This window comes from Proteus mirabilis HI4320 (assembly GCF_000069965.1).
GTDB lineage: Bacteria > Pseudomonadota > Gammaproteobacteria > Enterobacterales > Enterobacteriaceae > Proteus > Proteus mirabilis.
In genome coordinates this window covers 2,018,071-2,040,604 of sequence record NC_010554.1, presented here as the reverse complement: position 1 = coordinate 2,040,604, position 22,534 = coordinate 2,018,071, and the positions used below count along the sequence as shown (strand labels likewise).

At 38.9% G+C, this 22,534-nt stretch carries 19 protein-coding genes; 12 read left to right on the top strand and 7 right to left on the bottom strand.

Translation table 11 applies throughout. The features are described 5' to 3' along the window. Nucleotides 1-26 precede the first annotated feature (26 nt). The 10 genes from rseA to acpS all read left to right on the top strand — a co-directional run bounded on the left by rseA (nucleotide 27) and on the right by acpS (nucleotide 8,966). On the top strand, nucleotides 27-650 hold the full coding sequence (gene rseA, locus PMI_RS09345) for an anti-sigma-E factor RseA (RefSeq protein WP_012368140.1): 624 nt from the start codon (nucleotides 27-29) through the stop codon (nucleotides 648-650). Between the two features lie 48 nt (nucleotides 651-698). Continuing rightward, a complete protein-coding gene (rseB, locus tag PMI_RS09340) occupies nucleotides 699-1,670 on the top strand; it encodes a sigma-E factor regulatory protein RseB (protein WP_004243896.1) in 972 nt (323 codons plus the stop codon). A gap of 12 nt (nucleotides 1,671-1,682) precedes the next feature. Beyond that, nucleotides 1,683-2,147 carry a SoxR-reducing system protein RseC gene (gene rseC / locus PMI_RS09335; RefSeq protein ID WP_004243895.1) on the top strand — a complete coding sequence of 155 codons (465 nt, stop codon included), beginning with the start codon at nucleotides 1,683-1,685 and terminating at the stop codon, nucleotides 2,145-2,147. A gap of 321 nt (nucleotides 2,148-2,468) precedes the next feature. Beyond that, nucleotides 2,469-4,265 carry a translation elongation factor 4 gene (gene lepA / locus PMI_RS09330; RefSeq protein WP_004243894.1) on the top strand — a complete coding sequence of 599 codons (1,797 nt, stop codon included), beginning with the start codon at nucleotides 2,469-2,471 and terminating at the stop codon, nucleotides 4,263-4,265. 14 nt (nucleotides 4,266-4,279) lie between these two features. After that, entirely contained in the window at nucleotides 4,280-5,251 is a 972-nt protein-coding gene (gene lepB, locus PMI_RS09325) for a signal peptidase I (RefSeq protein ID WP_004248458.1), read from the top strand. A gap of 195 nt (nucleotides 5,252-5,446) precedes the next feature. After that, nucleotides 5,447-6,127: a ribonuclease III gene (gene rnc / locus PMI_RS09320; protein ID WP_004248457.1), complete on the top strand. Its 681-nt coding sequence runs from the start codon at nucleotides 5,447-5,449 to the stop codon at nucleotides 6,125-6,127. Next, a complete protein-coding gene (gene era, locus PMI_RS09315; RefSeq protein ID WP_004243892.1) occupies nucleotides 6,124-7,032 on the top strand; it encodes a GTPase Era in 909 nt (302 codons plus the stop codon). The genes rnc and era overlap by 4 nt, the downstream gene beginning before the upstream one ends. 12 nt (nucleotides 7,033-7,044) lie before the next feature. Further along, entirely contained in the window at nucleotides 7,045-7,785 is a 741-nt protein-coding gene (gene recO, locus PMI_RS09310) for a DNA repair protein RecO (RefSeq protein WP_004248456.1), read from the top strand. A gap of 69 nt (nucleotides 7,786-7,854) precedes the next feature. Further along, the gene (gene pdxJ, locus PMI_RS09305) at nucleotides 7,855-8,586 is read left to right on the top strand and encodes a pyridoxine 5'-phosphate synthase (protein ID WP_004243888.1); all 732 of its coding nucleotides are present in this window, start codon (nucleotides 7,855-7,857) and stop codon (nucleotides 8,584-8,586) included. Beyond that, entirely contained in the window at nucleotides 8,586-8,966 is a 381-nt protein-coding gene (gene acpS, locus PMI_RS09300) for a holo-ACP synthase (RefSeq protein WP_012368139.1), read from the top strand. The genes pdxJ and acpS overlap by 1 nt, the downstream gene beginning before the upstream one ends. Nucleotides 8,967-8,995: 29 nt before the next feature. Here the strand turns inward: acpS and PMI_RS09295 are convergent, their stop codons facing one another. Further along, the gene (locus PMI_RS09295; RefSeq protein ID WP_004243886.1) at nucleotides 8,996-9,256 is read right to left on the bottom strand and encodes a YfhL family 4Fe-4S dicluster ferredoxin; all 261 of its coding nucleotides are present in this window, start codon (nucleotides 9,254-9,256) and stop codon (nucleotides 8,996-8,998) included. A gap of 312 nt (nucleotides 9,257-9,568) precedes the next feature. Here PMI_RS09295 and tadA point away from each other — a divergent pair, with 312 nt between their 5' ends. Next, entirely contained in the window at nucleotides 9,569-10,099 is a 531-nt protein-coding gene (gene tadA / locus PMI_RS09290; RefSeq protein ID WP_012368138.1) for a tRNA adenosine(34) deaminase TadA, read from the top strand. Between the two features lie 19 nt (nucleotides 10,100-10,118). On the opposite strand, the gene PMI_RS09285 is transcribed toward tadA, so the two are convergent. From PMI_RS09285 to mltF, 6 genes are all read right to left on the bottom strand, one after another. Further along, nucleotides 10,119-10,667 (bottom strand): fimbrial protein, encoded by a 549-nt coding sequence (locus PMI_RS09285; RefSeq protein WP_012368137.1) that lies wholly within the window; start codon nucleotides 10,665-10,667, stop codon nucleotides 10,119-10,121. Beyond that, nucleotides 10,667-11,740 carry a fimbrial protein gene (locus PMI_RS09280; RefSeq protein ID WP_004248451.1) on the bottom strand — a complete coding sequence of 358 codons (1,074 nt, stop codon included), beginning with the start codon at nucleotides 11,738-11,740 and terminating at the stop codon, nucleotides 10,667-10,669. The genes PMI_RS09285 and PMI_RS09280 overlap by 1 nt, the downstream gene beginning before the upstream one ends. A 25-nt stretch (nucleotides 11,741-11,765) precedes the next feature. Next, complete coding sequence (locus PMI_RS09275; RefSeq protein WP_004243877.1) at nucleotides 11,766-12,530, bottom strand: fimbrial biogenesis chaperone; 765 nt, start codon at nucleotides 12,528-12,530, stop codon at nucleotides 11,766-11,768. Between the two features lie 31 nt (nucleotides 12,531-12,561). Continuing rightward, the gene (locus PMI_RS09270; protein ID WP_012368136.1) at nucleotides 12,562-15,048 is read right to left on the bottom strand and encodes a fimbria/pilus outer membrane usher protein; all 2,487 of its coding nucleotides are present in this window, start codon (nucleotides 15,046-15,048) and stop codon (nucleotides 12,562-12,564) included. A 174-nt stretch (nucleotides 15,049-15,222) separates the two neighbouring features. Beyond that, the gene (locus PMI_RS09265) at nucleotides 15,223-15,777 is read right to left on the bottom strand and encodes a fimbrial protein (RefSeq protein ID WP_004243875.1); all 555 of its coding nucleotides are present in this window, start codon (nucleotides 15,775-15,777) and stop codon (nucleotides 15,223-15,225) included. Between the two features lie 831 nt (nucleotides 15,778-16,608). Continuing rightward, entirely contained in the window at nucleotides 16,609-18,078 is a 1,470-nt protein-coding gene (mltF, locus tag PMI_RS09260; RefSeq protein WP_012368135.1) for a membrane-bound lytic murein transglycosylase MltF, read from the bottom strand. Between the two features lie 264 nt (nucleotides 18,079-18,342). On the opposite strand from mltF, the gene purL reads away from it, so the two are divergent. Beyond that, nucleotides 18,343-22,233, top strand: coding sequence for a phosphoribosylformylglycinamidine synthase (gene purL, locus PMI_RS09255; protein WP_012368134.1), 3,891 nt, complete (start codon nucleotides 18,343-18,345; stop codon nucleotides 22,231-22,233). Nucleotides 22,234-22,534: the final 301 nt, after the last annotated feature.

Below are 22,534 nucleotides of genomic sequence, written 5' to 3'. Positions count from 1 at the left end.
CCTCATTTACTGAAGGGTACTTTTACATGCAAAAAGAGAAACTTTCTGCATTTATGGATGGCGAAGTTCTTGATAAAGAATTAATGGGATCGATTGCCCGTGATGAATCTATGAAAGAAACATGGCAACGTTACCACTTAGTTCGTGATGCAATGCGTGGTGATGTAGGAGAGGTTATCCACTTTGATATCGCAAGTCGCGTAGCACTCGCTTTAGAAAATGAGCCAGTCCGCATAAGTCCTGAACAACAGCAAGAGCAGCAACCTGCGCCTTCTCAATGGCGTCAGCACTCTTTCTTACAAAAATTACGTCCTTGGGCTAGCCAGTTAACACAAATTGGTGTTGCTGCCTGTGTGTCATTAGCTGTCATTGTGGGTGTTCAGCAATATAATGGCAACAATAGCGCTGAGGATTTCCAAGTTGATACGCCGGTGTTTAATACTCAACCTATTATGGGGAATGGAGCACCAGTCAGCTTAAATTTACAAAGTGATAATTTAGGCCAAAATCAACAAACACGTCTACAAGAGCGTAATCAACGCCTTGGACTTATGTTGCAACAGTATGAGTTAGATCGCCGTATCTACAATGCACCACAAGATGAAGTGCCTGTAGCATCGCAAAACACAACTCAGCAACAGGCTCAGTAATCATTGTGGTATCAATTTATAATTACGTGTAGGAACAATAGAGTCGTAATGAAAAAATCATGGTTATCCGCTTTACTTTTAGCGGGTTACCTATCAATACCAACACAAGCCTTGGCACAACCTCAAATAGGAAATGCCGAGGCTTTGTTGCAAAAGATGGGTAATACAACGCAAACCGCTACTTACGAATTATCTTTTATTAATATCAATTCTCAAGGTATTGTTCCTATTCGTTATCGTCATGCACTTGTCGATGGTAAACCAGTAGCACAATTAATGCAGATGGATAGCACTCGTCGAGAAATCGTGCAACGAGGGAATGAAATCAGTTATTTTGAACCAGGTTTAGATGCGTTTAGTTTGCGTAATGAACATATCGTTGATTATCTCCCTGCTATCATTTATCAAAATTTTGCTGAACTCGCTGAGTATTACAATTTTATTGATGCGGGAAGAACGCATATCGGCGACATTCCAAGTCGTGTTGTTCGTGTGCTATCAAAAAATAATGACCGTTATGAATATGTCTTATTTATTGATGAAGAGAGATATTTGCCATTAAGGGTCGATCTGCTTGATAAAAATAATGATGTTATTGAACAATTTCGGGTGATCACCGCTAATCAAAATAAAGAAATCATCAGTGAGTTAGATTCACTCAATAAAGTGAATATGCCCCCGCTATTGTTGATCCCCAAAGCCACTCAAGCACTGAATTACAATTGGCGTGTGACAACGTTACCTGAAGGATTTAAAGAGGTAAAACGTAGCAATCATCAAATTGCTGAAAATGAATTTAGTCAATCTATTTTATATAGTGACGGCTTATTCGATTTCTCCATTTATGTTAACAAAAGTGGTCAGCAATTAAATTCCCCCGAACGTGATAAAGCATTGAGATATGGTCGTAATACAATTTATACCTATGATAAAGATGGCAATGAAATTACCTTTATTGGACAATTGCCATTTATAACAGCACAGAAAATCGTCAACAGTGTGGTGTTTACCAAAAAGTAAAAGGTATAAGTTATGGTTAAAGAGTGGGCAACAGTCGTACATTGGCAACAAGGGAGGGCTTTACTACGTTATGGCTCATCGTCCGGTTGCGGGAGTTGCCAAGCTCGAGCAGCTTGTGGCTCTTATTTATTAAATAAAATAGGCCCTGAAACTGTTCATCAGTTAGAACTTCCTGTTGAGCAACCTTTAGTGGTGGGGCAAAAAGTGGAAGTTGGTATCCCAGAAAATAGTTTACTTCGCTCCGCTATGTTGGTTTATCTTACTCCTTTGCTGGGATTATTTATCGTTGCAGGGATAGCCAGCCTGTGGCTTTCTAGTGAGTTGGCTATTTTTTGTAGTGGTTTAGTGGGGGGAGTGTTAGGCTTTTTATTAGCTAAAAATATTGCCCGCTGGTGGAGTAAAGATGAAGGATTTGAACCTATTATTTTACAAATAGGACTTCCACCCAATGAATTGCAAGTACAATATCAAGAATAATGATAAAGAATGAATATGATAAAAAATGGGGCATAGGCTCCATTTTTTTGTTATTAAACTTATTTTATGGTTCTGATCTTTTTTATTGATAGATAAAAATCAAATTTCTATCTAGTGAAAGTGCAGTTACGATGCATAAATAAAGGTAAGCTTTATCATAAATGTTTGTGTTTGATGAACGTTTCTTTGAGTATAATGTCTCTAGTGTGTAGAATGCGTCATCAATCATAACTCCTGCAATATAGAGTTTTCGCTTTGTGTCCATGAACGACGCTAAAGCCAGATTTATAGAGCAAAGCAATAGAGAAAAATAATTTCAGAATGAAAAACATACGTAACTTTTCCATTATCGCACATATTGACCACGGTAAATCGACGCTATCAGATCGAATTATTCAAATTTGTGGTGGCTTAACAGATCGTGAAATGGCTGCGCAGGTTCTTGATTCTATGGATCTTGAGCGTGAGCGTGGTATCACCATCAAAGCACAAAGCGTAACACTCAATTATACCGCTGATGACGGTGAAGTTTATCAGCTTAACTTTATCGATACGCCAGGACACGTTGACTTCTCTTATGAAGTTTCTCGCTCTCTTGCCGCTTGTGAAGGTGCTTTACTTGTTGTCGATGCAGGGCAAGGGGTTGAAGCCCAAACATTAGCAAACTGTTATACGGCGATAGATATGGATCTTACAGTCGTTCCGGTATTGAATAAAATTGACTTACCTGCCGCAGAGCCTGAGCGTGTCGCTGAAGAGATTGAAGATATTGTCGGTATTGATGCGACCGATGCAGTGCGTTGTTCTGCTAAAACAGGCGTGGGTGTAAAAGAAGTGATTGAACGTCTGGTGAAAGAAATACCTGCGCCAGAAGGCGATCCTGACGCGCCTCTACAAGCACTTATTATTGACTCTTGGTTTGATAATTACCTTGGTGTTGTCTCACTTATCCGGATCAAAAACGGTAAAGTCAACAAAGGCGATAAAATCAAAGTGATGAGTACAGGGCAAGTTTATAATATCGACCGTATTGGTATTTTTACGCCTAAACAAGTTGATACAACATCGCTAAGTTGTGGTGAAGTAGGCTGGGTAGTTTGCGGTATTAAAGATATTCTTGGTGCCCCTGTTGGGGATACATTAACAGCCGCACAGAAGCCTGCAGACAAACCATTACCGGGCTTTAAAAAAGTCAAACCACAGGTTTATGCGGGGTTATTCCCGGTCAGTTCTGACGATTATGAATCATTCCGTGATGCATTAGGAAAATTAAGCTTAAATGATGCGTCACTCTTTTATGAGCCAGAAAGTTCATCTGCATTAGGATTTGGTTTCCGTTGTGGTTTCTTAGGCCTTCTCCATATGGAGATTATCCAAGAGCGCCTAGAGCGTGAATATGATCTTGACCTGATCACCACAGCACCAACAGTAGTTTATGAAGTGGAAATGACTAATGGTGATATCATCATGGTTGATAGCCCATCAAAACTACCAGCACTGAACAATATTGAAGAGATCAGAGAGCCTATTGCGGAATGTCATATGTTACTACCGCAAGAATACTTAGGTAATGTGATTACTTTATGTGTCGAAAAACGCGGCGTTCAAACTAATATGGTCTATCATGGTAATCAGGTTTCATTAACTTATGAAATTCCGATGGCTGAGGTGGTATTAGATTTCTTTGACCGTTTAAAATCAACCTCTCGCGGTTATGCTTCGTTAGATTATAACTTCCTGCGTTTCCAAGGCTCCAACATGGTACGTGTTGATGTCTTAATTAATGGTGAGAGAGTCGATGCACTTGCATTAATCACCCATAATGATAACGCACCGTATCGTGGACGTGAGTTGGTGGAAAAAATGAAAGAATTCATTCCACGTCAACAGTTTGATATTGCGATCCAAGCTGCAATTGGCAATCATATTATTGCTCGTTCAACTGTTAAACAGTTACGTAAAAACGTATTAGCTAAATGTTATGGTGGTGACGTTAGCCGTAAGAAAAAACTGTTGCAGAAACAGAAAGAAGGTAAAAAACGTATGAAGCAAATTGGTAATGTCGAGTTACCACAAGAAGCGTTTTTAGCCATACTGCATGTTGGTAAAGATAAATAATTTAAGGAGAAAATATGGCTAGCACGTTTGCCTTGATCCTAACGTTGGCAACGCTAATTACGGGTATTTTTTGGTGTATAGATCGTTTTAAATTAAAGCCAGCCCGTAAAGCGAAGTTAAAACGTTTACAAGAGTTAACGCAGGGAAGTGAGGATCAGCAAGAGTTAGCAAAATCGATTAATAAACCAAGCTGGGCAGAGACATTAGGCTCTCTGTTTCCTGTATTGGCGATTGTATTGATTTTGCGTTCCTTTGTGTATGAGCCGTTTCAGATCCCATCTCGTTCGATGATGCCGACTTTATTAGTCGGTGATTTCATCTTGGTTGAAAAATTTGCTTATGGATTAAAAGATCCTATTACACAAACAACCTTGATTAGTACGGGTAAACCTAAACGTGGTGATATTGCGGTATTTAAATACCCACGTGATCCATCAACTGACTTTATTAAACGGGTGATTGGTTTACCGGGGGATAAAATAGTGTATGACATGACGTCGAAGAAATTACACATTTACCCAAATTGTAATAAAGCAATATGTGATGATGAAATAGCGGTAACCTATGGTACAGCGTATCCTAGTGAATGGACATTACTGTTACAAAGTGTACCTGGTGGTCAACGTATTAGCGGTATGAAATCGATTCCGATTGAAGAGCCAATTTCTACAGCTACGCAATTTCGCCAAGAAGAGAGAATTGAAACGATTGGTGATGTCTCTCATCGTATTATGACTATTCCGGGAGATGTTACTGTACCTGAATTTATTCAGCCGGGATTACCTCAAGGTACGTGGATTGTCCCTGAAGGTCAGTATTTTATGATGGGTGATAACCGTGATGGTAGTTCAGATAGTCGTTTCTGGGGCTTTGTGCCTGAGCAAAACTTAGTCGGTAAAGCCACAACGATTTGGATGAGCTTCGAGAAACAAGAAAATGAATGGCCTACAGGTGTTCGTTTCAGCCGTATTGGTGGCATTAAGTAATTTTTAACAAAATAGCTACAGCATTCCTTTCTATCTCAGTGTAGAATATGCCACTTCTTTAAACATGATTGGCTCCTGTATAAACAGGAGCCAGTGCAAACGCAACAGTTCTGTTATTCAACCCGATAATATCTCGTTGTTTTTAAACAGGTTTGTTGCGTGTGCTTCAAATTAAATAATGGAAATTGATCGCACATGAATACTCTATTAGTTAACCAGTTACAAAAAAAACTGGGTTATACTTTTAAACAAAACGAATTACTTTTACAGGCACTTACTCACCGTAGTGCAAGTAGTAAACATAATGAACGCTTAGAATTTTTAGGTGATTCAATTCTAAGTTATGTCATTGCTAATGCGCTTTACCATCGTTTCCCTCGTGTCGATGAAGGGGATATGAGCCGGATGCGTGCAACCTTAGTGCGAGGTAATACCCTCGCTGAACTAGCACGTGAATTTGAACTCGGTGAATGTTTACGGTTAGGGCCGGGAGAATTAAAAAGCGGTGGTTTTCGTCGCGAATCTATTTTGGCCGACACAGTAGAAGCGTTAATTGGTGCTATTTTTCTTGATAGTGATATTCAAAATATCGAAAATATCATCTTAAAATGGTATGAGAATCGCTTGGCTGAAATCAGTCCGGGTGATAAGCAAAAAGATCCTAAAACTCGCTTGCAAGAATATTTGCAAGGACGTCATTTACCACTACCTTCTTATGTTGTTGTACAAGTACGTGGTGAAGCTCATGACCAAGAGTTTACGATCCATTGTCAGATAAGCGGTATCGACCAACCTGTTAAAGGGATGGGTACCAGCCGTCGTAAAGCCGAACAAGCCGCTGCTGAACAGGCATTAATACAATTGGAGCTTGAATGAGCGAAGAACAAACCTATTGCGGATTTATTGCGATAGTCGGTCGCCCTAATGTAGGGAAATCAACATTACTGAACCAATTATTGGGGCAGAAAGTTTCTATTACTTCACGTAAGCCACAAACAACCCGTCACCGTATCATGGGTATTGATACTGATGGTGCATATCAGGCTATTTACGTGGATACCCCAGGCTTGCATATTGAAGAAAAGCGAGCCATTAACCGTTTAATGAACCGTGCAGCAAGTAGCTCTATTGGTGATGTTGAACTGGTTATTTTCGTTGTCGAAGGAACCAATTGGACGCCTGATGACGAAATGGTATTAAACAAATTAAAATCACTACGTTGTCCTGTGCTATTAGCGATTAATAAAGTTGATAACGTTACAGATAAAACCAAGTTACTGCCACATATTGGTTTTTTAAGTCAACAAATGGATTTTCTAGATGTAGTGCCGATTAGTGCTGAAAAAGGCATGAATGTCGATACTATTGCTAAAATAGTGCGTAACTGTTTACCTGAAGCCATTCATCATTTCCCAGAAGATTATATTACTGATCGCTCTCAACGTTTTATGGCGTCAGAAATTATTCGTGAAAAATTGATGCGCTTTTTAGGTGAAGAATTACCTTATTCTGTGACGGTTGAAATTGAACAATTTGTTACTAACGATCGCGGTGGATATGATATTCACGGTTTGATTCTGGTTGAACGTGAAGGCCAGAAGAAAATGGTGATTGGTAATAAAGGCGCTAAAATCAAAAAAATCGGTACGGAAGCCCGCATGGATATGGAAGATTTATTTGAAAACAAGGTTCATCTTGAACTTTGGGTGAAAGTAAAAGCGGGTTGGGCGGATGATGAACGTGCTTTACGTAGCCTTGGCTATGTGGACGATTTAAAATAGTAGGTTACTGAAGTGGAAGGCTGGCAACGTGCATTTGTTATCCATGCTCGGCCTTACAGTGAAACGAGTTTATTGCTCGATTTTTTCACTGAGAATGAAGGGCGAGTGCGCATATTGTCAAAAGGTGCGCGCGGTCGTCGCTCTCCTTTAAAAGGAGCTCTTCAACCTTTTACTCCCTTGCTCATTCGTTGGAGTGGGCGAGGTGAGATAAAAACTCTCCGTGATGCTGAGCCTATCTCTTTAGCATTACCATTAACAGGCACAGTACTTTACAGTGGTCTGTATCTCAATGAATTACTTTCTCGTGTTTTGGAAAATGGCACATCATATAGCACGCTTTTTTTCGAATACTTATCTTGTTTGCAAATCCTTGCTGCCAGTGAAACCACGCCAGAAGCTGCTCTAAGGCGCTTTGAATTAGCGTTATTAACGCAATTGGGTTATGGCCTAGACTTTTTGCATTGTGCAGGAAGTGGTGAACCTGTTTCTGATACCATGACTTATCGATACCGAGAAGAAAAAGGCTTTATTGCCAGTTTGGTGGTTGATCACTATAGTTTTACTGGATTGGAATTAAAATCGCTGGCAAAACGAGAATTTCCTACGGCTGGCACATTGAAAGCAGCAAAAAGGTTTACACGAATGGCCTTGAAACCTTATTTAGGTGGAAAACCATTAAAAAGTAGAGAGCTGTTTCGGCAATTTGCTATTAAAAAGTGTGCGAAAAAAAGCGTATTGATAGAGGATAAATAATATTGTCTTTTTCTTCTCTATGGAATGTGTAAACTAAGGTAATACAACGTTATTTTTCAGGAGAAGAGCATGTCTGATATTCTACTTGGCGTTAATATTGACCATATTGCAACCCTACGTAATGCCCGTGGCACAACTTATCCCGATCCGGTTCAAGCGGCATTTATTGCGGAACAAGCGGGGGCTGATGGGATCACTATTCATTTACGTGAAGACAGACGTCATATTACCGATCGTGATTTAATGCTGATCAGCCAAACGGTTCAAACAAGATTAAATTTAGAAATGGCGGTAACAGAAGAGATGATTGAGATTGCTTGCCAAACTCAACCTGACTTTTGTTGTTTAGTGCCTGAAAAACGCCAAGAAGTGACCACAGAAGGTGGTTTAGACGTGGTGGGTAATGAAGAGAAAGTGGCTGATGCGATTAAACGTTTATCATTAGCGGGGATTAAAGTCTCTTTATTTATTGATCCTGACCATGAGCAAATTAATGCAGCAGATCGTGTCGGCGCACCTTTTATTGAAATTCATACCGGTGCTTATGCTGACGCTGAAGATGAACAGGCTCAAGAGAAGGAGTTTGTTCGCATTCGTGATGCGGTAACCTATGCAGCGTCTAAAGGTTTAAAAGTCAATGCAGGTCATGGTTTGCATTATCATAATGTACAACGTATTGCTGCATTACCTGAACTTTATGAACTCAATATTGGTCATGCGATTATTGGTCGAGCGGTATTTAGTGGGCTTGCACCAGCCGTTGAAGAAATGAAACGCCTAATGAGAGAAGCGCGTCGCTAATGGCTATTGTTGGTATAGGTATGGATATCGTTGAGATATCACGTATTGAAGAGATAATAGGGCGTTCAGGAGAACGCCTCGCGCGACGTATTCTTACTGATAATGAATGGATTATATATCAATCACATAAACAACCTGTTCGTTTTTTAGCTAAACGATTTGCGGTAAAAGAAGCCGCAGCCAAAGCATTAGGTACAGGCATTCGCTTAGGATTGGCATTTAACCATTTTGAAGTCGCTAATGATGAATTAGGTAAACCAACATTGCAGTTTTTAGCTGTGGCAAAAGAGATGGCGCAAAAAGCGGGAATAAATGCTATTCACGTGACACTGGCTGATGAGCAACGTTACGCCTGTGCAACCGTTATTTTAGAAAAATAACGCTTAAATTTATTCCCGATTGCGTTTGCTTAGATTTTGTCAGCGTGGTGGATCAGTACAAACTTTTCCCATAATTCATCTTGCGATTCAGTATGAGCAGGATCGATGATAATTGTATTCGTGATAGGGCATACCGACTGACAAGTCGGTTTATCATAATGTCCTACACATTCAGTGCAAAGATCAGGATTGATTTCATAAATATCATTCCCCATTGAAATGGCATCGTTAGGACATTCGGGTTCACACATATCGCAGTTGATGCATTTCTTCGTAATTAGTAAAGCCATATCAGTCACTTAATATATAAATTATTAAATTACAGTAACTTATATCTTGCACTTATATGTTACTTTTAGTTTATTGGTTGTATTTTTACTGCAAATTGACAGTGTTACTACAAATAATAGAGCACTGCCACACAAAATAAATACACAATTATATACAAAAGAGTGTGAGATTATCATATACGTGAAAGATTCTAAATATATTGATGTTGCAGAGGGGAATATCTTTTACAACATTTCACACGCTAATATCTTTAGTTATCAATCTAAAACAGGCTACAATACCGCGCTGTATAATAATGAAGAGATGTTCTTGTGAATAAAATTAAAGATGATATTTATTGGATGCATAAAGCGATTGAGCAGGCACATAAAGCACAACAACTCGGTGAAATTCCTGTAGGAGCCGTGTTAGTCGCTGAGAATAAAATCATTGCTAAAGGTTGGAATCACTCCATTATTGATAATGATCCTACTGCACATGCGGAAATTATGGCATTGCGTAAAGGTGGGAAACATCTACAGAATTATCGCCTACTTGACGCCACATTATATATCACGTTAGAGCCTTGCGTTATGTGTGCTGGAGCAATTGTACATAGTCGTGTAAAAAGAGTGGTCTATGGTGCATCTGATCTAAAAACAGGTGCCGCAGGCTCATTTATTGATATTTTGCAACATCCCGGGATGAACCATAAAGTTGAAATAACATCGGGTGTTTTAGGTGAGGAGTGTGCACAACTCTTGAGCCAGTTTTTTAAGATGAGAAGGGCAGAGAAAAAACAACTGAAACAACAGCAACGTTTAATTACTCAAGGTTTAATCATACAAGAGAAAGCCAAATAGCATCTATTTGGCTTAATTGTTATTGGTAATTGAGTGTATAGGTTGCTTGTGCTTGAAATGGTCCTGTGAGTATCGTTTGATTTTGAATAGCTGATGATGTTGCTTCAACATAGGCCATAAAATTAAATTGTACTCGTTTATTATTAAGCTGTTGAGGGGCACTTGGTTTTTTTAATTCAATAATATTATGTGCCTTGTCGGTAAAAGCGATACCAATACTTTTCGGATCTTCTGAGCCACTCCCAGTAACGGCTATATGATTGGGCATTGTTGAATGTGCTTGACCATCTAATGTGATAGTGACACTTTTATAAATATCTTGGCTACAATTTTCTAAACTGATACTAAAAGCAACGGGGTTGCTTTTTTGTAGTGAATAGAGATCTTTTGCAGATATTTGTTTGAAATCAATAACTTTATTTTCATCTCCCGCAACAATCGTACAACCATGTGCAACAACAACACCTTTAAATTCCATCTCTCCACCAATAATATCAGTGGCAGCAAAAGTGCTAGGAGAGAGCAATAACAAGCAAGTTATAGCTGACTTTATTATGCTGTTTTTCATTACATAAACTCCGCAATGAGTGTCGCATGAGCTGAAAATTCACCTTCAGTAATTTTACTGCCCGCTTTGGCGATGGGGGCTGCACTTACTTCCCAATTTCCGTTGAAATTATTGAGTTTGCCAACTGAAAAATATTGGTTAGGTGGGATAATCGTACCTGACTTATCTCTTAATACGATACCTAAGTTACTTCTATCTACAGAGCCTGTTGTACCAAGGTAGTTAGAATCAAAACTCGCAATACCTGAGCTACCAGTCTGAACTTTAAACATTATTCTGCTATTAGGATCGGTAAAACTTCCCCCTTCGCATTTGATGGGGATGTTGCGAGTAATTTTGTAGTTTTGTCCATTGAGATAATCAGAGGTATTTCCCACATTACCAAAGTCAAAGGTAATTGGTGAACCATTATTAAAAATACATTTATCTTTAGTGGTAATGATCCCCGAGGTGATCACTAATTTAGAAATGGGCTCTGAACCATAGGTTTTTGGCGCACCGCTGTGACTTACCATGGCATACATTTGTGCAAGAGATTGCCCATTAAGACTGACACCATTAATAATGGGTTTTCTTAAACGGAAAGTGAGTTGACCGCTACTTCCTGAGGAAATATGCGGTTTAGGTGAAGAGGGTACTCTGCAACCTTGTTGGTTATTTCTATTATTAGGTATGTCAGAAAAGGGCACTGTGGGTAAAGGATTAGGCCCCCAAATTTCAAAATTAATTTTGATATCAACATACTCATTTAATTGATAAAAGTTATTACCAACAGGAGGTAAATCAGTGGTTGCTTTAAAATAGGTTAATGCACGATCATAAATACGTGAGTTAGGACAATATACCGTGCCATCATAGCGATCAGGCAACGAAAAGTTTACTGTTGCTAATTCTCCCGCTTTGTTATTAGGAAAGGTGGTGTGATCTAATACGGCATAGAAAATATTAGGGCCACCATTGGTTCTCACTTCACCTTGTAAATAAGCAATTGCGTGCAATGGCATTAAAGAAACAATGCCGGCACAAAATAGCATTACTGATTTGGAATGAATGTTTTTTTTATTGAGGATCATTTTATTCCTACCGGCATCAAGTTTATTAATATTTAGGTTGTTGATCTTTAGGGGCTACTTTGCAGCTATCTTGCTGACATACAAATTTGAGCTCTGGGTGTCCACCGTAATCATTTACATACATCATATAAAACTGATTAACGTTACTGGTTTTTACTGGTATATCCAGTGAAGCTTTTGGCGCAACCATTAATCCGGGGAAGGTGGTTAATTTATCGCTATCCTCACCATTTAATTTATTAGAAAGTGAGATAATCGTGATGTAATAAGGGGTTGGATTATTAACAATAAATTTATTACCTTGTTTTTTAAACACCAGTTGATCTTGCCAAACCATTCCCGGTTTTTCAGGTACTATGGCACTAGGACGATAGAATAATTTAATGCGTGACTGCATCGCCATCTGTAATACGTTGGCTTGTTTTGGTGCGGGGGGAATTTCACGCACATTTAAATAAAACAGTGATTCTCTATCTTGAGGTAATAGCCCAACTTCAGCTGTTTTTGTAATGCGAACTACGCCTTTTTGAGCACCATCAAGGCGTTGTAACGGTGGAAGTGCCACTAAGGGTGAAGAGATCTTCTGCCCATTTTCATTTTCAACCCAAGATTGCGCTAAAAAAGGAATATCAGGGCTGGTATTTTTTAAATTAACACTGGCTGAGTTTTCATTACCCGTTAATACAATACGAGTTCTATCCAGTGAAACACCCGCTTGTGTTGTATTCACTAGACTCAGTGCCAGCAAAGAGCCACAAAATAGTGTTTTTAGTGTGCTGAATGAGTTCATGTTAATTATCTCTCATTATTAATTTTATTTGTTAACGATCCTGACAAACGAGCGATTGATGTTTTAAGGGATCTGTTATTTCCGCGGGAATGGTAATTGAACATTGTGTTTTACCGTTCCAAATTACATTTAATGATTCATTAAGGTTAACACCCGCAATATAAACAAGGCCTTCTTCCATCACCATACCAATACTTTCCCCTTTTTGATTGGTGACTTCCGCACCAAAAGGAGGGTATTTATTATCAGTTGTCTGTAAGACAGCCATTAAGCGTTCACCTTGACGAACCGGAAATTGGTAATAACCAATGGCACCTTCTGTTAAGGTTGTTGAAGCAATGGCTTTACGCGTTTCGATATCTTGATCCATCTTATCGACGTCAATACGTGCATCAACATTGTTATAACTTGTTAAGTCGGTTAGTACGCCAATGCCGAAGCGGTTCGTAGTCGTGCTTTGACCATTAAAGGGCACCCCTGCAACACCATCAGTATCCACCATTATTCTTGCGGTGCTAGAGGTCATACTGCTACTGTGTAATGCAGCGCCATAACGAGTAGCAGTAAAACCGCCTTTTATCGTTGCGCCCACTGCTAAGTAATTATCTTGTTGATAGCTTGCATTGGCATTGATTTCTGCATACTGAGAACGATGTTGATAATAACCATCGGTATTGGCTTTCTTATCCGAACTTAAGCCTGCTCTTATGCGCCATAAATTATTATAATCGCGATTATCAGCATAAGAGGCCATTTGTGTCACTTTGCCATTGTTATCTTGCAAGTTATAACCAATATTGCGACCACTTCCTAATGGTAGTGAAATATTAAAAGAGAGCGTATCGTCAGTATTCCCTTTATATTGGGTACGAAATGCTGACAAGTTGGTATTGATTTGCTCAATCCCCATAATGGAAAAATTACGACTTACTGTGACACCATACTGCTCTTGAGTATTTTTATCCCAGTAATTTTGGTGGCGATAAGAGAGATAGAGGGTGGTCGATTTCTCTGCATCATCTGCCCAAAAAGTTTTATTACCGGTAATGGTGTACATTTCTTTTTCATAGCCATTATTATTGATGCCGTTATAACGCTCATCAATATACTGAGAAAAAGAGCGAAATGTTTTTTCTGAGAAACGATAACCTGCAAAAGTAATGGTACTGTGGTACTCATCAAAAGTTTTTGCATAGTTTAGTTTAAAAGACATCCCATTGATTTTTTCATTATCATAGGTTTTGCTATAAGACTGTGTAATATCACCAGAAAGGGTACCAAAACGTCCCATATCATGGCCGATACCTAAAGACCATGCGTTATAATCTTTAGCGGTAAGTAAAGTACCACCATAGAGAGACCATGTATTATTCATCCCCCATGAAAAATCCCCTTGATAGAAAAGAGGGCCTTGCATTTTATGGTTGTTCACGGATGACTGTCCCAGTGAGGTATTAAAACGCACAGATCCTGGGCGAGTCATATAAGGCAAATTAGCGGTTTGCACTTGAAATTCGTTAATCTTACCATTTTGCTCTTCAACTCTAACATCGAGTTGACCCTGTACGGTATTTTGTAGATGGTTAATCACGAAAGGGCCAGCAGGTACGGTTGTCTCATAAATTAAACGTCCATTTTGGGTTACCGTCACTTTTGCATTGGTATTGGCGATGCCATGAATTTCAGGTGCATAGCCTTGGAGAGAAGGGGGTAACATTCTCTCATCGCTTTGTAAATTGGCTCCTGTAAAACGGAAACTATCAAAAATTTGAGAGTTTAAATAAGTTTCCCCAACCGTTAATTTAGCTGCGAGATCAGGTAATGGCTTATAGGCATAAATTTGGTTCCAATCAAAACGATTGTTAGATGAATATTCAGAAGAATAATTGCCTTGATATTCAGCTCGTAAACGCCATTCACCCAAGTTTAATCCCGCTTGACCATAACCAGTTAACGTATTGTTATTATTGCCTTTATTAGGGCGAGTTGACGTTCCTGTTAGTGTATAATCAAAAATAAGCCCAGAGACCCCGCTATCCCAAAGCTCCGGAGGTGTCCAATCAGATTCTTCATATTTCATTAATGAGCGCGGTAACGTGATATCAAGTACACCACCATCATTTTTAATCGAGATACCGGGTAATTGGCTAATATCAAAACAATCTGGTGATATTTGTTTGATATATTTTTGGTTTTCTTGGTTGATTGTTAACTTTTTTAAAAGAGTAGGGTCGATACAAGCCACGGAATGATTATCTGCTACTTCAATATAATTAATATTTTGGCGAGGAAAGTCGCGACCATTTAGACGAATATCTAAATAGTACATACCCGGAATGATATAATTTGAGGTAGAAAAACGTGAAAGGTCGACATTATCGCGATCTTCCGCGTCTAGCATATGAATGTTAAATTCCACAGAATCGTCCTGCTCTGCTTGTGAGAAAAACGCCAAGCTTAATAGCAAAGTCGCACAAATGGTCTTCCATATTGTGTGGGGTGAATAAGGAATTAACATGAATAAACGCCTAATTATTATATTAAATAAAAAGTAATTAAATAATAAATATTTATTTAATTACTTTTTATTTTTATTAAATTGAAGTGTTTTATTGAATTTAACGCAGAGGAAATCCTCTGCGTTTTCGCAGTAATTACTTATTTATTAATTTAGATATTTAAATCAATATGATTACTGATAATCAACTTGGAAGTTGATAACGGCTTGGAATTCACCTGGCGTTACTTTAGCGTCAGCTGATTCAGCTTGAACATAAGCAACGAATGGGATTTTAGATACACCGTTAATTAATTGTACTGGTGTAGTTGCAGTATTCCATTTAACTGCTTTACTACCTGCATCCATTAAGCCAATACCTGCGCCAGATGCGTTACCAGAAACAAAAGAGGCTAAATCTTTATTTACAGCGTTAACAACACTTGGTGTATAGCTAACTGTGGCAGTTTTCGCTACAGTTGTATCACAGTCTTGTAATTCAATATCTTTTTTGATATTTCCTGCTTTTTGCAGATTTGCTAATGCAGAAGTTGGAATTTCACTGAAATCAACAATTACAGGGCTTGAAGATGCTGCTAATCCACATGCTGAATTAACAATTTCACCTTTTAATTGAATTTCGCCTTTAGTTGAACTTACTTTTGGTGCAGGCGTTTCATTTTCAGCTGTAGCAACAGAATTAATACCAAATACTAAAGCCGCAGCCAAAGCAATTTTACTCAGTTTCATTATAGATGATCCCTTGAAGGTAGTACGTATTATTATTGACTAAAAATAAAAATAGTATTGATGTCCAAATGTAAAAATTGATGTACATTACATTTTTCATCAAGTCGGATAATGACTGGTTTATATGATATCAGTAAAAATACTATCAGTGATATAAGATTTTGTTAGTTTGTGCAATTTTCATATTTTAATCTATAAATTCCTTTTTAATAGTTTTTTATATAGAAATATTCCCTTTATTACTCCTAATACGGGTAAAAAAGTTTATATGGCAGAGAAATTTAATAGATATGATGATTAACATTATATTAACGTTATAAACTATGCTGTTATTAACATAACTTTAAAAAAATTAATAAAACTAATAATAAAATATAATAAAGTATATTTTTCAGTTATTTATAAGCTTTATTTGTAATAATAAAGTTAATTTTCATAGATAAATAAGATTTTTGTAAGAAATTAATAACAAAATGAATAGTAAATAGTGAGATAATGATTAAGTATTTATATTAATATTTTCTTATATATAACCTATTCCAATGTACTAAAAATAGCCTTATTGGTTGTTTTTAAGTCAAATTACTCATTCTGTGAGTGGTTTTAGATTAATTTGTTATTTTTTTTAACATGAGTAATTTAACTATTTTTAATAAAAAAAGTATTAAAATAGTAACATTTTTTATCAAGTTCGCAGTAAAACCCGTCCTTCAAGGGGGGAGGATACCAAGTTATGGCACGGTATAGAGAGGATTATGCTGCTAAAATTGTGGTTAGATGAATAAAAAACGAGGGTAGTAAGCCCCTAAAAAGAGGCTATATAATTGACAACTAAGATGAAGGGGGGGAGCCTACGGAGCGAGGCGGTAATAAAGCAGTATTGGCTGAATCGTCTTTTTCGTCTTTCGATAGGATCTTATTTTTACTCTCTTTTGCTTGTAGGTATCCCTCTAAACTGAGTTGATAGCGACGAATATTTTCAACATAACGATAAGCTTCATGTCCTCTCGCATAACCATAGGGAAGATCTAAATAGTATTTCTTTTGGCTGAGCAAAGGTAACCGCGCTTTTACATCTAACCAGCTATTAGGATTGGCGCCTTGCTGTTCGGTTAGCTTTCTTGCATCTAACATATGACCATATCCCATGTTATAAGCGGCAAGTGCAAACCAGATTTTTTCATCATCAGGGATAGTATCTGGTAGGCGAGAAAGAAGATGTTTTAAATATTGTGCACCTCCTTTGATACTTTCTTCGGGATCTAACCTATCTGTTATACCCATACTTGACGCAGTTGGACGTGTTAGCATCATTAAGCCTCTTACACCTGTCGGTGACGTGGCATGGGGATCCCAATGTGATTCTTGCCAAGCCATTGCTGCTAATAAACGCCAATCAAAAGTCTCGGCATATTTTTCAAACAGAGGTTGATAATTAGGTAATATTGAGTCAATGGCGGTAATAAAAGAGAGTGTATCAAAGTAGTCAAATGAACCAACATGACCAAAATACTTCTCTTCTAGTCTTGCGAGCACATCGTCTTGGGAAAGTTGATTGAAGTAATCCAACATGGCTGCATACAGACTATTATCATCTTGATTTGGTAAATACCACGTTAATGGACGACTTTCCGTCACCTCAAAAGCGACTGCAACATTAGGGTGAATGCGTTGTTGTACCGCGACGCTGATTGAATCGGCCAGTACATAAGTTATTTTACCTTCAGATAACTCTTCAAGTAGCTGTGAAGTCGTTTTAGTCTCTGATTCTTCCCATTCGAGTTCAGGATATTGCGTTTCTTTTAATGTTTTTAATAAGCTGGCATGAGCTGAACCGGCTGCGACGACAAGGCGCCCATTAAGCTCATCAAAACGACGAGGCCTCAATGTGCCTTTACGATAGATCAGTTGTTGAGAAACTGAGAAATAGGCTGGCCCACTTCGTGTCGTATCTAGCCTTTCTTTATTATAAATTAATCCAGCGGCAATAAAGTCTGCTTTATTATTCTCCAGATCATCAAAGAGTTGGTTGATATTCGTCCGCATATTAACGACAAGTTTCACGCCAAGATAATCAGCAAAGCGTTTCACTAATTCATAATCGAAACCTACGGGGTCCTTTTTATCATTTATCGTTATCAGTGGTGAAGGGATAGTACTCACTCTAAGCTCACCACGAGATAAAATCTTATTTATCTGCGCTTTTTGCCTGTCAGGCCAAGTAATATTCAGTGCAATAATCGCGGCTGAAAATAGCGCTATGATAACGATAACGAAATAGTTAATCCTTATATTGTTCAATAGGTTGGTTCTCGTTAACGTTGTTTTTTATTGTGTGTAAAGTAGTCATTTAAACATGGATAAATTTCCAGTAATCGACCATTTTGCTCAACATTTTGCTAAGACGCAACTTGATTACACCAATTAATGATGAAAACACGCTAAGTTAAATGCTGTTATTTTGTTCACGCAAACGGTTTCGTCTGAGCAGTTATTCTATTATACTAGGCGCGTTTCCCCTGAATGATTGATCAGGCTAGCTGCTAAAAGAGAGAACTCAATATTATGGAAATCCTGCGTGGCTCCCCCGCTTTATCCGCTTTTCGTATTAATAAACTATTAACTTTATGTCAGGAAAACCAACTTCCTGTCCGTGGTATTTATGCGGAGTTTATCCATTTTGTAAAAGTGGATGGACAGCTATCTGAAGATGAACAAGCTAAATTAAGCAAGTTACTGCACTATGGCCCTTCATTAACAGAGCATGAGCTTGTTGGAGAGATGCGTATTGTTGTACCACGACCGGGAACCATTTCGCCATGGTCGACTAAAGCGACAGATATTGCCCATAATTGTGGTTTAACACAAGTGGTTAGAATTGAACGTGGTATTGCTTATTATATAGATAGCGATACGATGGCCGAAGAACAGTGGCAGTTGTTATACGGTTTTATTTATGATCGTATGATGGAAACAATTTTTACCGATTATCAACAAGTTAATGCGCTATTTGCTGAACAGACACCCACCCCATTAAAAACAATTGATGTTCTTGCTCACGGTAAAGATGCGCTAGTTGCTGCCAATATTGAAATGGGGTTAGCGCTGGCTGATGATGAAGTTGATTATCTAGTAGATGCTTTTAAACGTTTGCAACGCAATCCAACTGATGTAGAACTTTATATGTTCGCTCAAGCAAACTCAGAGCATTGCCGTCATAAAATTTTTAATGCAGATTGGATAATCGACGGTAAAGCGCAAGACAAATCATTATTTAAAATGATTAAAAATACTTTTGAGCAAACTCCTGATTATGTCTTGTCGGCTTATAAAGATAATGCTGCTGTAATGGAAGGCTCCGTTGCTGGGCGTTTTTATCCCGATACGGAAAAAGGGCATTACCGTTATCATCAAGAGCCTGTCCATATCTTAATGAAAGTGGAAACGCACAATCACCCAACGGCAATTTCTCCGTGGCCTGGTGCAGCAACCGGCTCTGGCGGTGAAATTCGTGATGAAGGGGCGACAGGCCGTGGGGCAAAACCTAAAGCGGGTTTAGTCGGTTTTTCCGTTTCTAACTTACGTATTCCGGGGTTTGAACAACCTTGGGAAGAAGATTTTGGCAGACCAGAACGTATTGTCAGTGCACTGGACATTATGACAGAAGGCCCTTTAGGTGGAGCCGCATTTAATAATGAATTTGGTCGCCCCGCCTTATTAGGTTATTTCAGAACCTATGAAGAGCAGGTTAATAGTCATAATGGTGTTGAAATTCGAGGCTACCATAAACCTATTATGTTGGCTGGTGGTATTGGTAATATTCGCGAAGATCACGTGCAAAAAGGTGAGATCTCCGTGGGTGCTAAGTTAATTGTACTTGGTGGCCCATCGATGAATATCGGCCTAGGCGGTGGTGCGGCTTCTTCTATGACTTCCGGCCAGTCAGATGCTGATTTAGATTTTGCTTCTGTGCAACGAGATAACCCAGAAATGGAGCGTCGTTGCCAAGAGGTTATCGATCGCTGTTGGCAATTAGGTGATGATAACCCGATTTTATTTATTCATGATGTCGGAGCGGGGGGGCTTTCTAATGCCATGCCTGAGCTTGTCAATGATGGCGGGCGTGGAGGTCGTTTTGAGTTACGTAACGTTTTAAATGATGAACCGGGTATGAGTCCTCTAGAGATCTGGTGTAATGAGTCGCAAGAGCGTTATGTATTAGCGGTATCCCCAGAAAAAATGCCACTATTTGATGCGCTATGCCAACGAGAAAGAGCCCCTTACGCTGTCATTGGCGAGGCAACACAAGAGCGTGAGTTAGTGTTAAATGATACACATTTTGATAATAAACCAATAGATATGCCTTTAGATATCTTGTTAGGTAAAGCGCCGAAAATGTTGCGTGATGTCACATCACATAAAACAGCAGGTGAATATCTCGATCGTAAAGATATCGATTTAAAAGAAGCGGTTTATCGCGTACTTCATTTACCCGCCGTTGCTGAGAAGACGTTCTTAATTACTATTGGTGATCGTAGTGTTACGGGAATGGTTGCGCGTGACCAAATGGTTGGACCTTGGCAAATTCCGGTGGCTAACTGTGCGGTAACAACGGCCACATTAGATAGTTATTACGGCGAGGCGATGTCAATAGGGGAAAGAGCCCCTATTGCACTATTAGATTTTGCCGCATCAGCGCGAATGGCGGTAGGTGAAGCCTTAACCAATATGGCGGGTTGCGATGTACAGTCACTTAATCGTATAAAACTTTCCGCAAACTGGATGGCTGCGGCGGGTCACCCTGGTGAAGATGCGGGATTATATGATGCAGTAAAAGCCATTGGTGAAGAGCTATGCCCACAATTAGGTATTACTATTCCGGTGGGTAAGGACTCAATGTCCATGAAAACGCGTTGGCAAGATGAACAAGGGAAAACGAAAGAAGTTATTTCCCCTCTCTCTTTAGTTATCACCGCATTTTCCCGTGTTGAAGATGTACGTAAAACTGTCACCCCTGAGCTTTCTACCCAAGAAGGAAACCGTTTATATCTAATCGATTTAGGTAATGGTCATAATGCATTAGGGGCAACAGCATTAGCTCAGGTTTATCGTCAGCTAGGACAAAAAGCGGCTGATTTACGTGATGTAGAGCAGTTAAAACAGTTTTTTAATGTCATTCAACAATTGGTGAGCGACGGTAAATTACTGGCTTATCATGACCGCTCTGATGGTGGCTTATTTGTGACTTTGGCCGAAATGGCGTTTGCGGGACATTGTGGCCTTAATGTTGATATCAGTGCTTATGACGAAGATATTTTAGCCGGTCTATTTAATGAAGAGCTAGGTGCGGTGTTCCAAATTAAAAGGGAGCATCAAGAAAGCGTTGAAACACTGTTTACTGAACATGGTTTAGCAGATTGTTTACATTACTTAGGGCAAGCAACACCAAGTGATGACATTATTATTCAAAGCCGTGAAACGGAAGTTTACCATGAAAAGCGTAGTACATTACGTGTCTGGTGGGCTGAAACGACATGGCAAATGCAACGTTTACGTGATAATCCTGAATGTGCAGATGAAGAACATCGTGCCAAACAAGATAGTCACGATCCGGGATTAAATGTTCACTTAACCTTTGATCCCGCAGAGGATATTGCGGCGCCTTATATTGCTACAGGCAGTCGTCCTCGTATTGCGGTATTAAGAGAGCAAGGTGTTAACTCTCATGTGGAAATGGCAGCAGCTTTTGATCGCGCTGGATTTGATGCTATTGATGTTCATATGAGCGATTTACATACGGCACAACGCTCATTAAGTGATTTTGATGTATTGGTTGCTTGTGGTGGTTTCTCTTATGGTGATGTACTCGGTGCGGGTGAGGGATGGGCTAAATCTATTTTATTTAATCATCGTTTACGTGATGAGTTTGCCCAATTCTTTGCACGTCAAGATACGTTATCACTTGGGGTTTGTAATGGTTGCCAAATGATGTCAACGTTGGCCGAGCTTATTCCGGGGGCAGATTTATGGCCACGCTTTGTACGCAATCGCTCAGAGCGTTTTGAAGCCCGCTTTAGCTTAGTAAAAGTGACTGATAGCCCGTCGCTATTATTACAAGGTATGGCGGGTTCACAGATGCCAATTGCGGTATCTCATGGTGAAGGTTTTGCTGAATTTCGTGACGCTGCACAATTAGCGCAGTTAGAAGCAAAAAATTTAGTAGGACTGCGTTTTGTTGATCACTATGGTCAACCAACAGAGCAATACCCATTAAACCCTAACGGATCAGTAAAAGGGATCACCGCTGTTACCACAACAGATGGCCGCTCAACAATCATGATGCCTCACCCTGAGCGCGTTTTTAGAACAGTGAGCCATTCTTGGCATCCAGAAAATTGGGGAGAAGATAGCCCTTGGATGCGCTTATTCCGTAATGCCAGAAAGCAATTTGACTAATGATGTAATAAAAAAGAGTCAGTGTTATAACCCAAAGCCCCTCAAGTTAGAGGGGCTTTATTTTGTTGATATAAAAGGAAAAAATTATCAATGTATAAAATCGACGACACATCGTTTTTTCATTGTCGCCAAAAGGTGACATTTAACTTGTTGAATTTTAATAATTTAATATTTTTTAATTAACGGTGTCTGGAAATGGAGACAGCTTGTTGATTTTTTCGCTATCAAAAATTGGGGCTGTTTTTTATTTTAGTAAGATAAAAATATTTTTTCGTTTAAAATTAATGTTTTATGATTTTAA

Excerpts from the sequence above, each read along its gene's own strand:
- PMI_RS09275 (WP_004243877.1), bottom strand. The coding sequence starts at position 12,530 with ATGAACTCATTCAGCACACTAAAAACACTATTTTGTGGCTCTTTGCTG.
- lepA (WP_004243894.1), top strand. The coding sequence starts at position 2,469 with ATGAAAAACATACGTAACTTTTCCATTATCGCACATATTGACCACGGT.
- rseA (WP_012368140.1), top strand. The coding sequence starts at position 27 with ATGCAAAAAGAGAAACTTTCTGCATTTATGGATGGCGAAGTTCTTGAT.
- PMI_RS09270 (WP_012368136.1), bottom strand. The coding sequence starts at position 15,048 with ATGTTAATTCCTTATTCACCCCACACAATATGGAAGACCATTTGTGCG.
- rnc (WP_004248457.1), top strand. The coding sequence starts at position 5,447 with ATGAATACTCTATTAGTTAACCAGTTACAAAAAAAACTGGGTTATACT.
- pdxJ (WP_004243888.1), top strand. The coding sequence starts at position 7,855 with ATGTCTGATATTCTACTTGGCGTTAATATTGACCATATTGCAACCCTA.
- purL (WP_012368134.1), top strand. The coding sequence starts at position 18,343 with ATGGAAATCCTGCGTGGCTCCCCCGCTTTATCCGCTTTTCGTATTAAT.
- era (WP_004243892.1), top strand. The coding sequence starts at position 6,124 with ATGAGCGAAGAACAAACCTATTGCGGATTTATTGCGATAGTCGGTCGC.
- rseC (WP_004243895.1), top strand. The coding sequence starts at position 1,683 with ATGGTTAAAGAGTGGGCAACAGTCGTACATTGGCAACAAGGGAGGGCT.
- acpS (WP_012368139.1), top strand. The coding sequence starts at position 8,586 with ATGGCTATTGTTGGTATAGGTATGGATATCGTTGAGATATCACGTATT.
- PMI_RS09295 (WP_004243886.1), bottom strand. The coding sequence starts at position 9,256 with ATGGCTTTACTAATTACGAAGAAATGCATCAACTGCGATATGTGTGAA.
- lepB (WP_004248458.1), top strand. The coding sequence starts at position 4,280 with ATGGCTAGCACGTTTGCCTTGATCCTAACGTTGGCAACGCTAATTACG.
- PMI_RS09280 (WP_004248451.1), bottom strand. The coding sequence starts at position 11,740 with ATGATCCTCAATAAAAAAAACATTCATTCCAAATCAGTAATGCTATTT.
- PMI_RS09265 (WP_004243875.1), bottom strand. The coding sequence starts at position 15,777 with ATGAAACTGAGTAAAATTGCTTTGGCTGCGGCTTTAGTATTTGGTATT.
- rseB (WP_004243896.1), top strand. The coding sequence starts at position 699 with ATGAAAAAATCATGGTTATCCGCTTTACTTTTAGCGGGTTACCTATCA.
- PMI_RS09285 (WP_012368137.1), bottom strand. The coding sequence starts at position 10,667 with ATGAAAAACAGCATAATAAAGTCAGCTATAACTTGCTTGTTATTGCTC.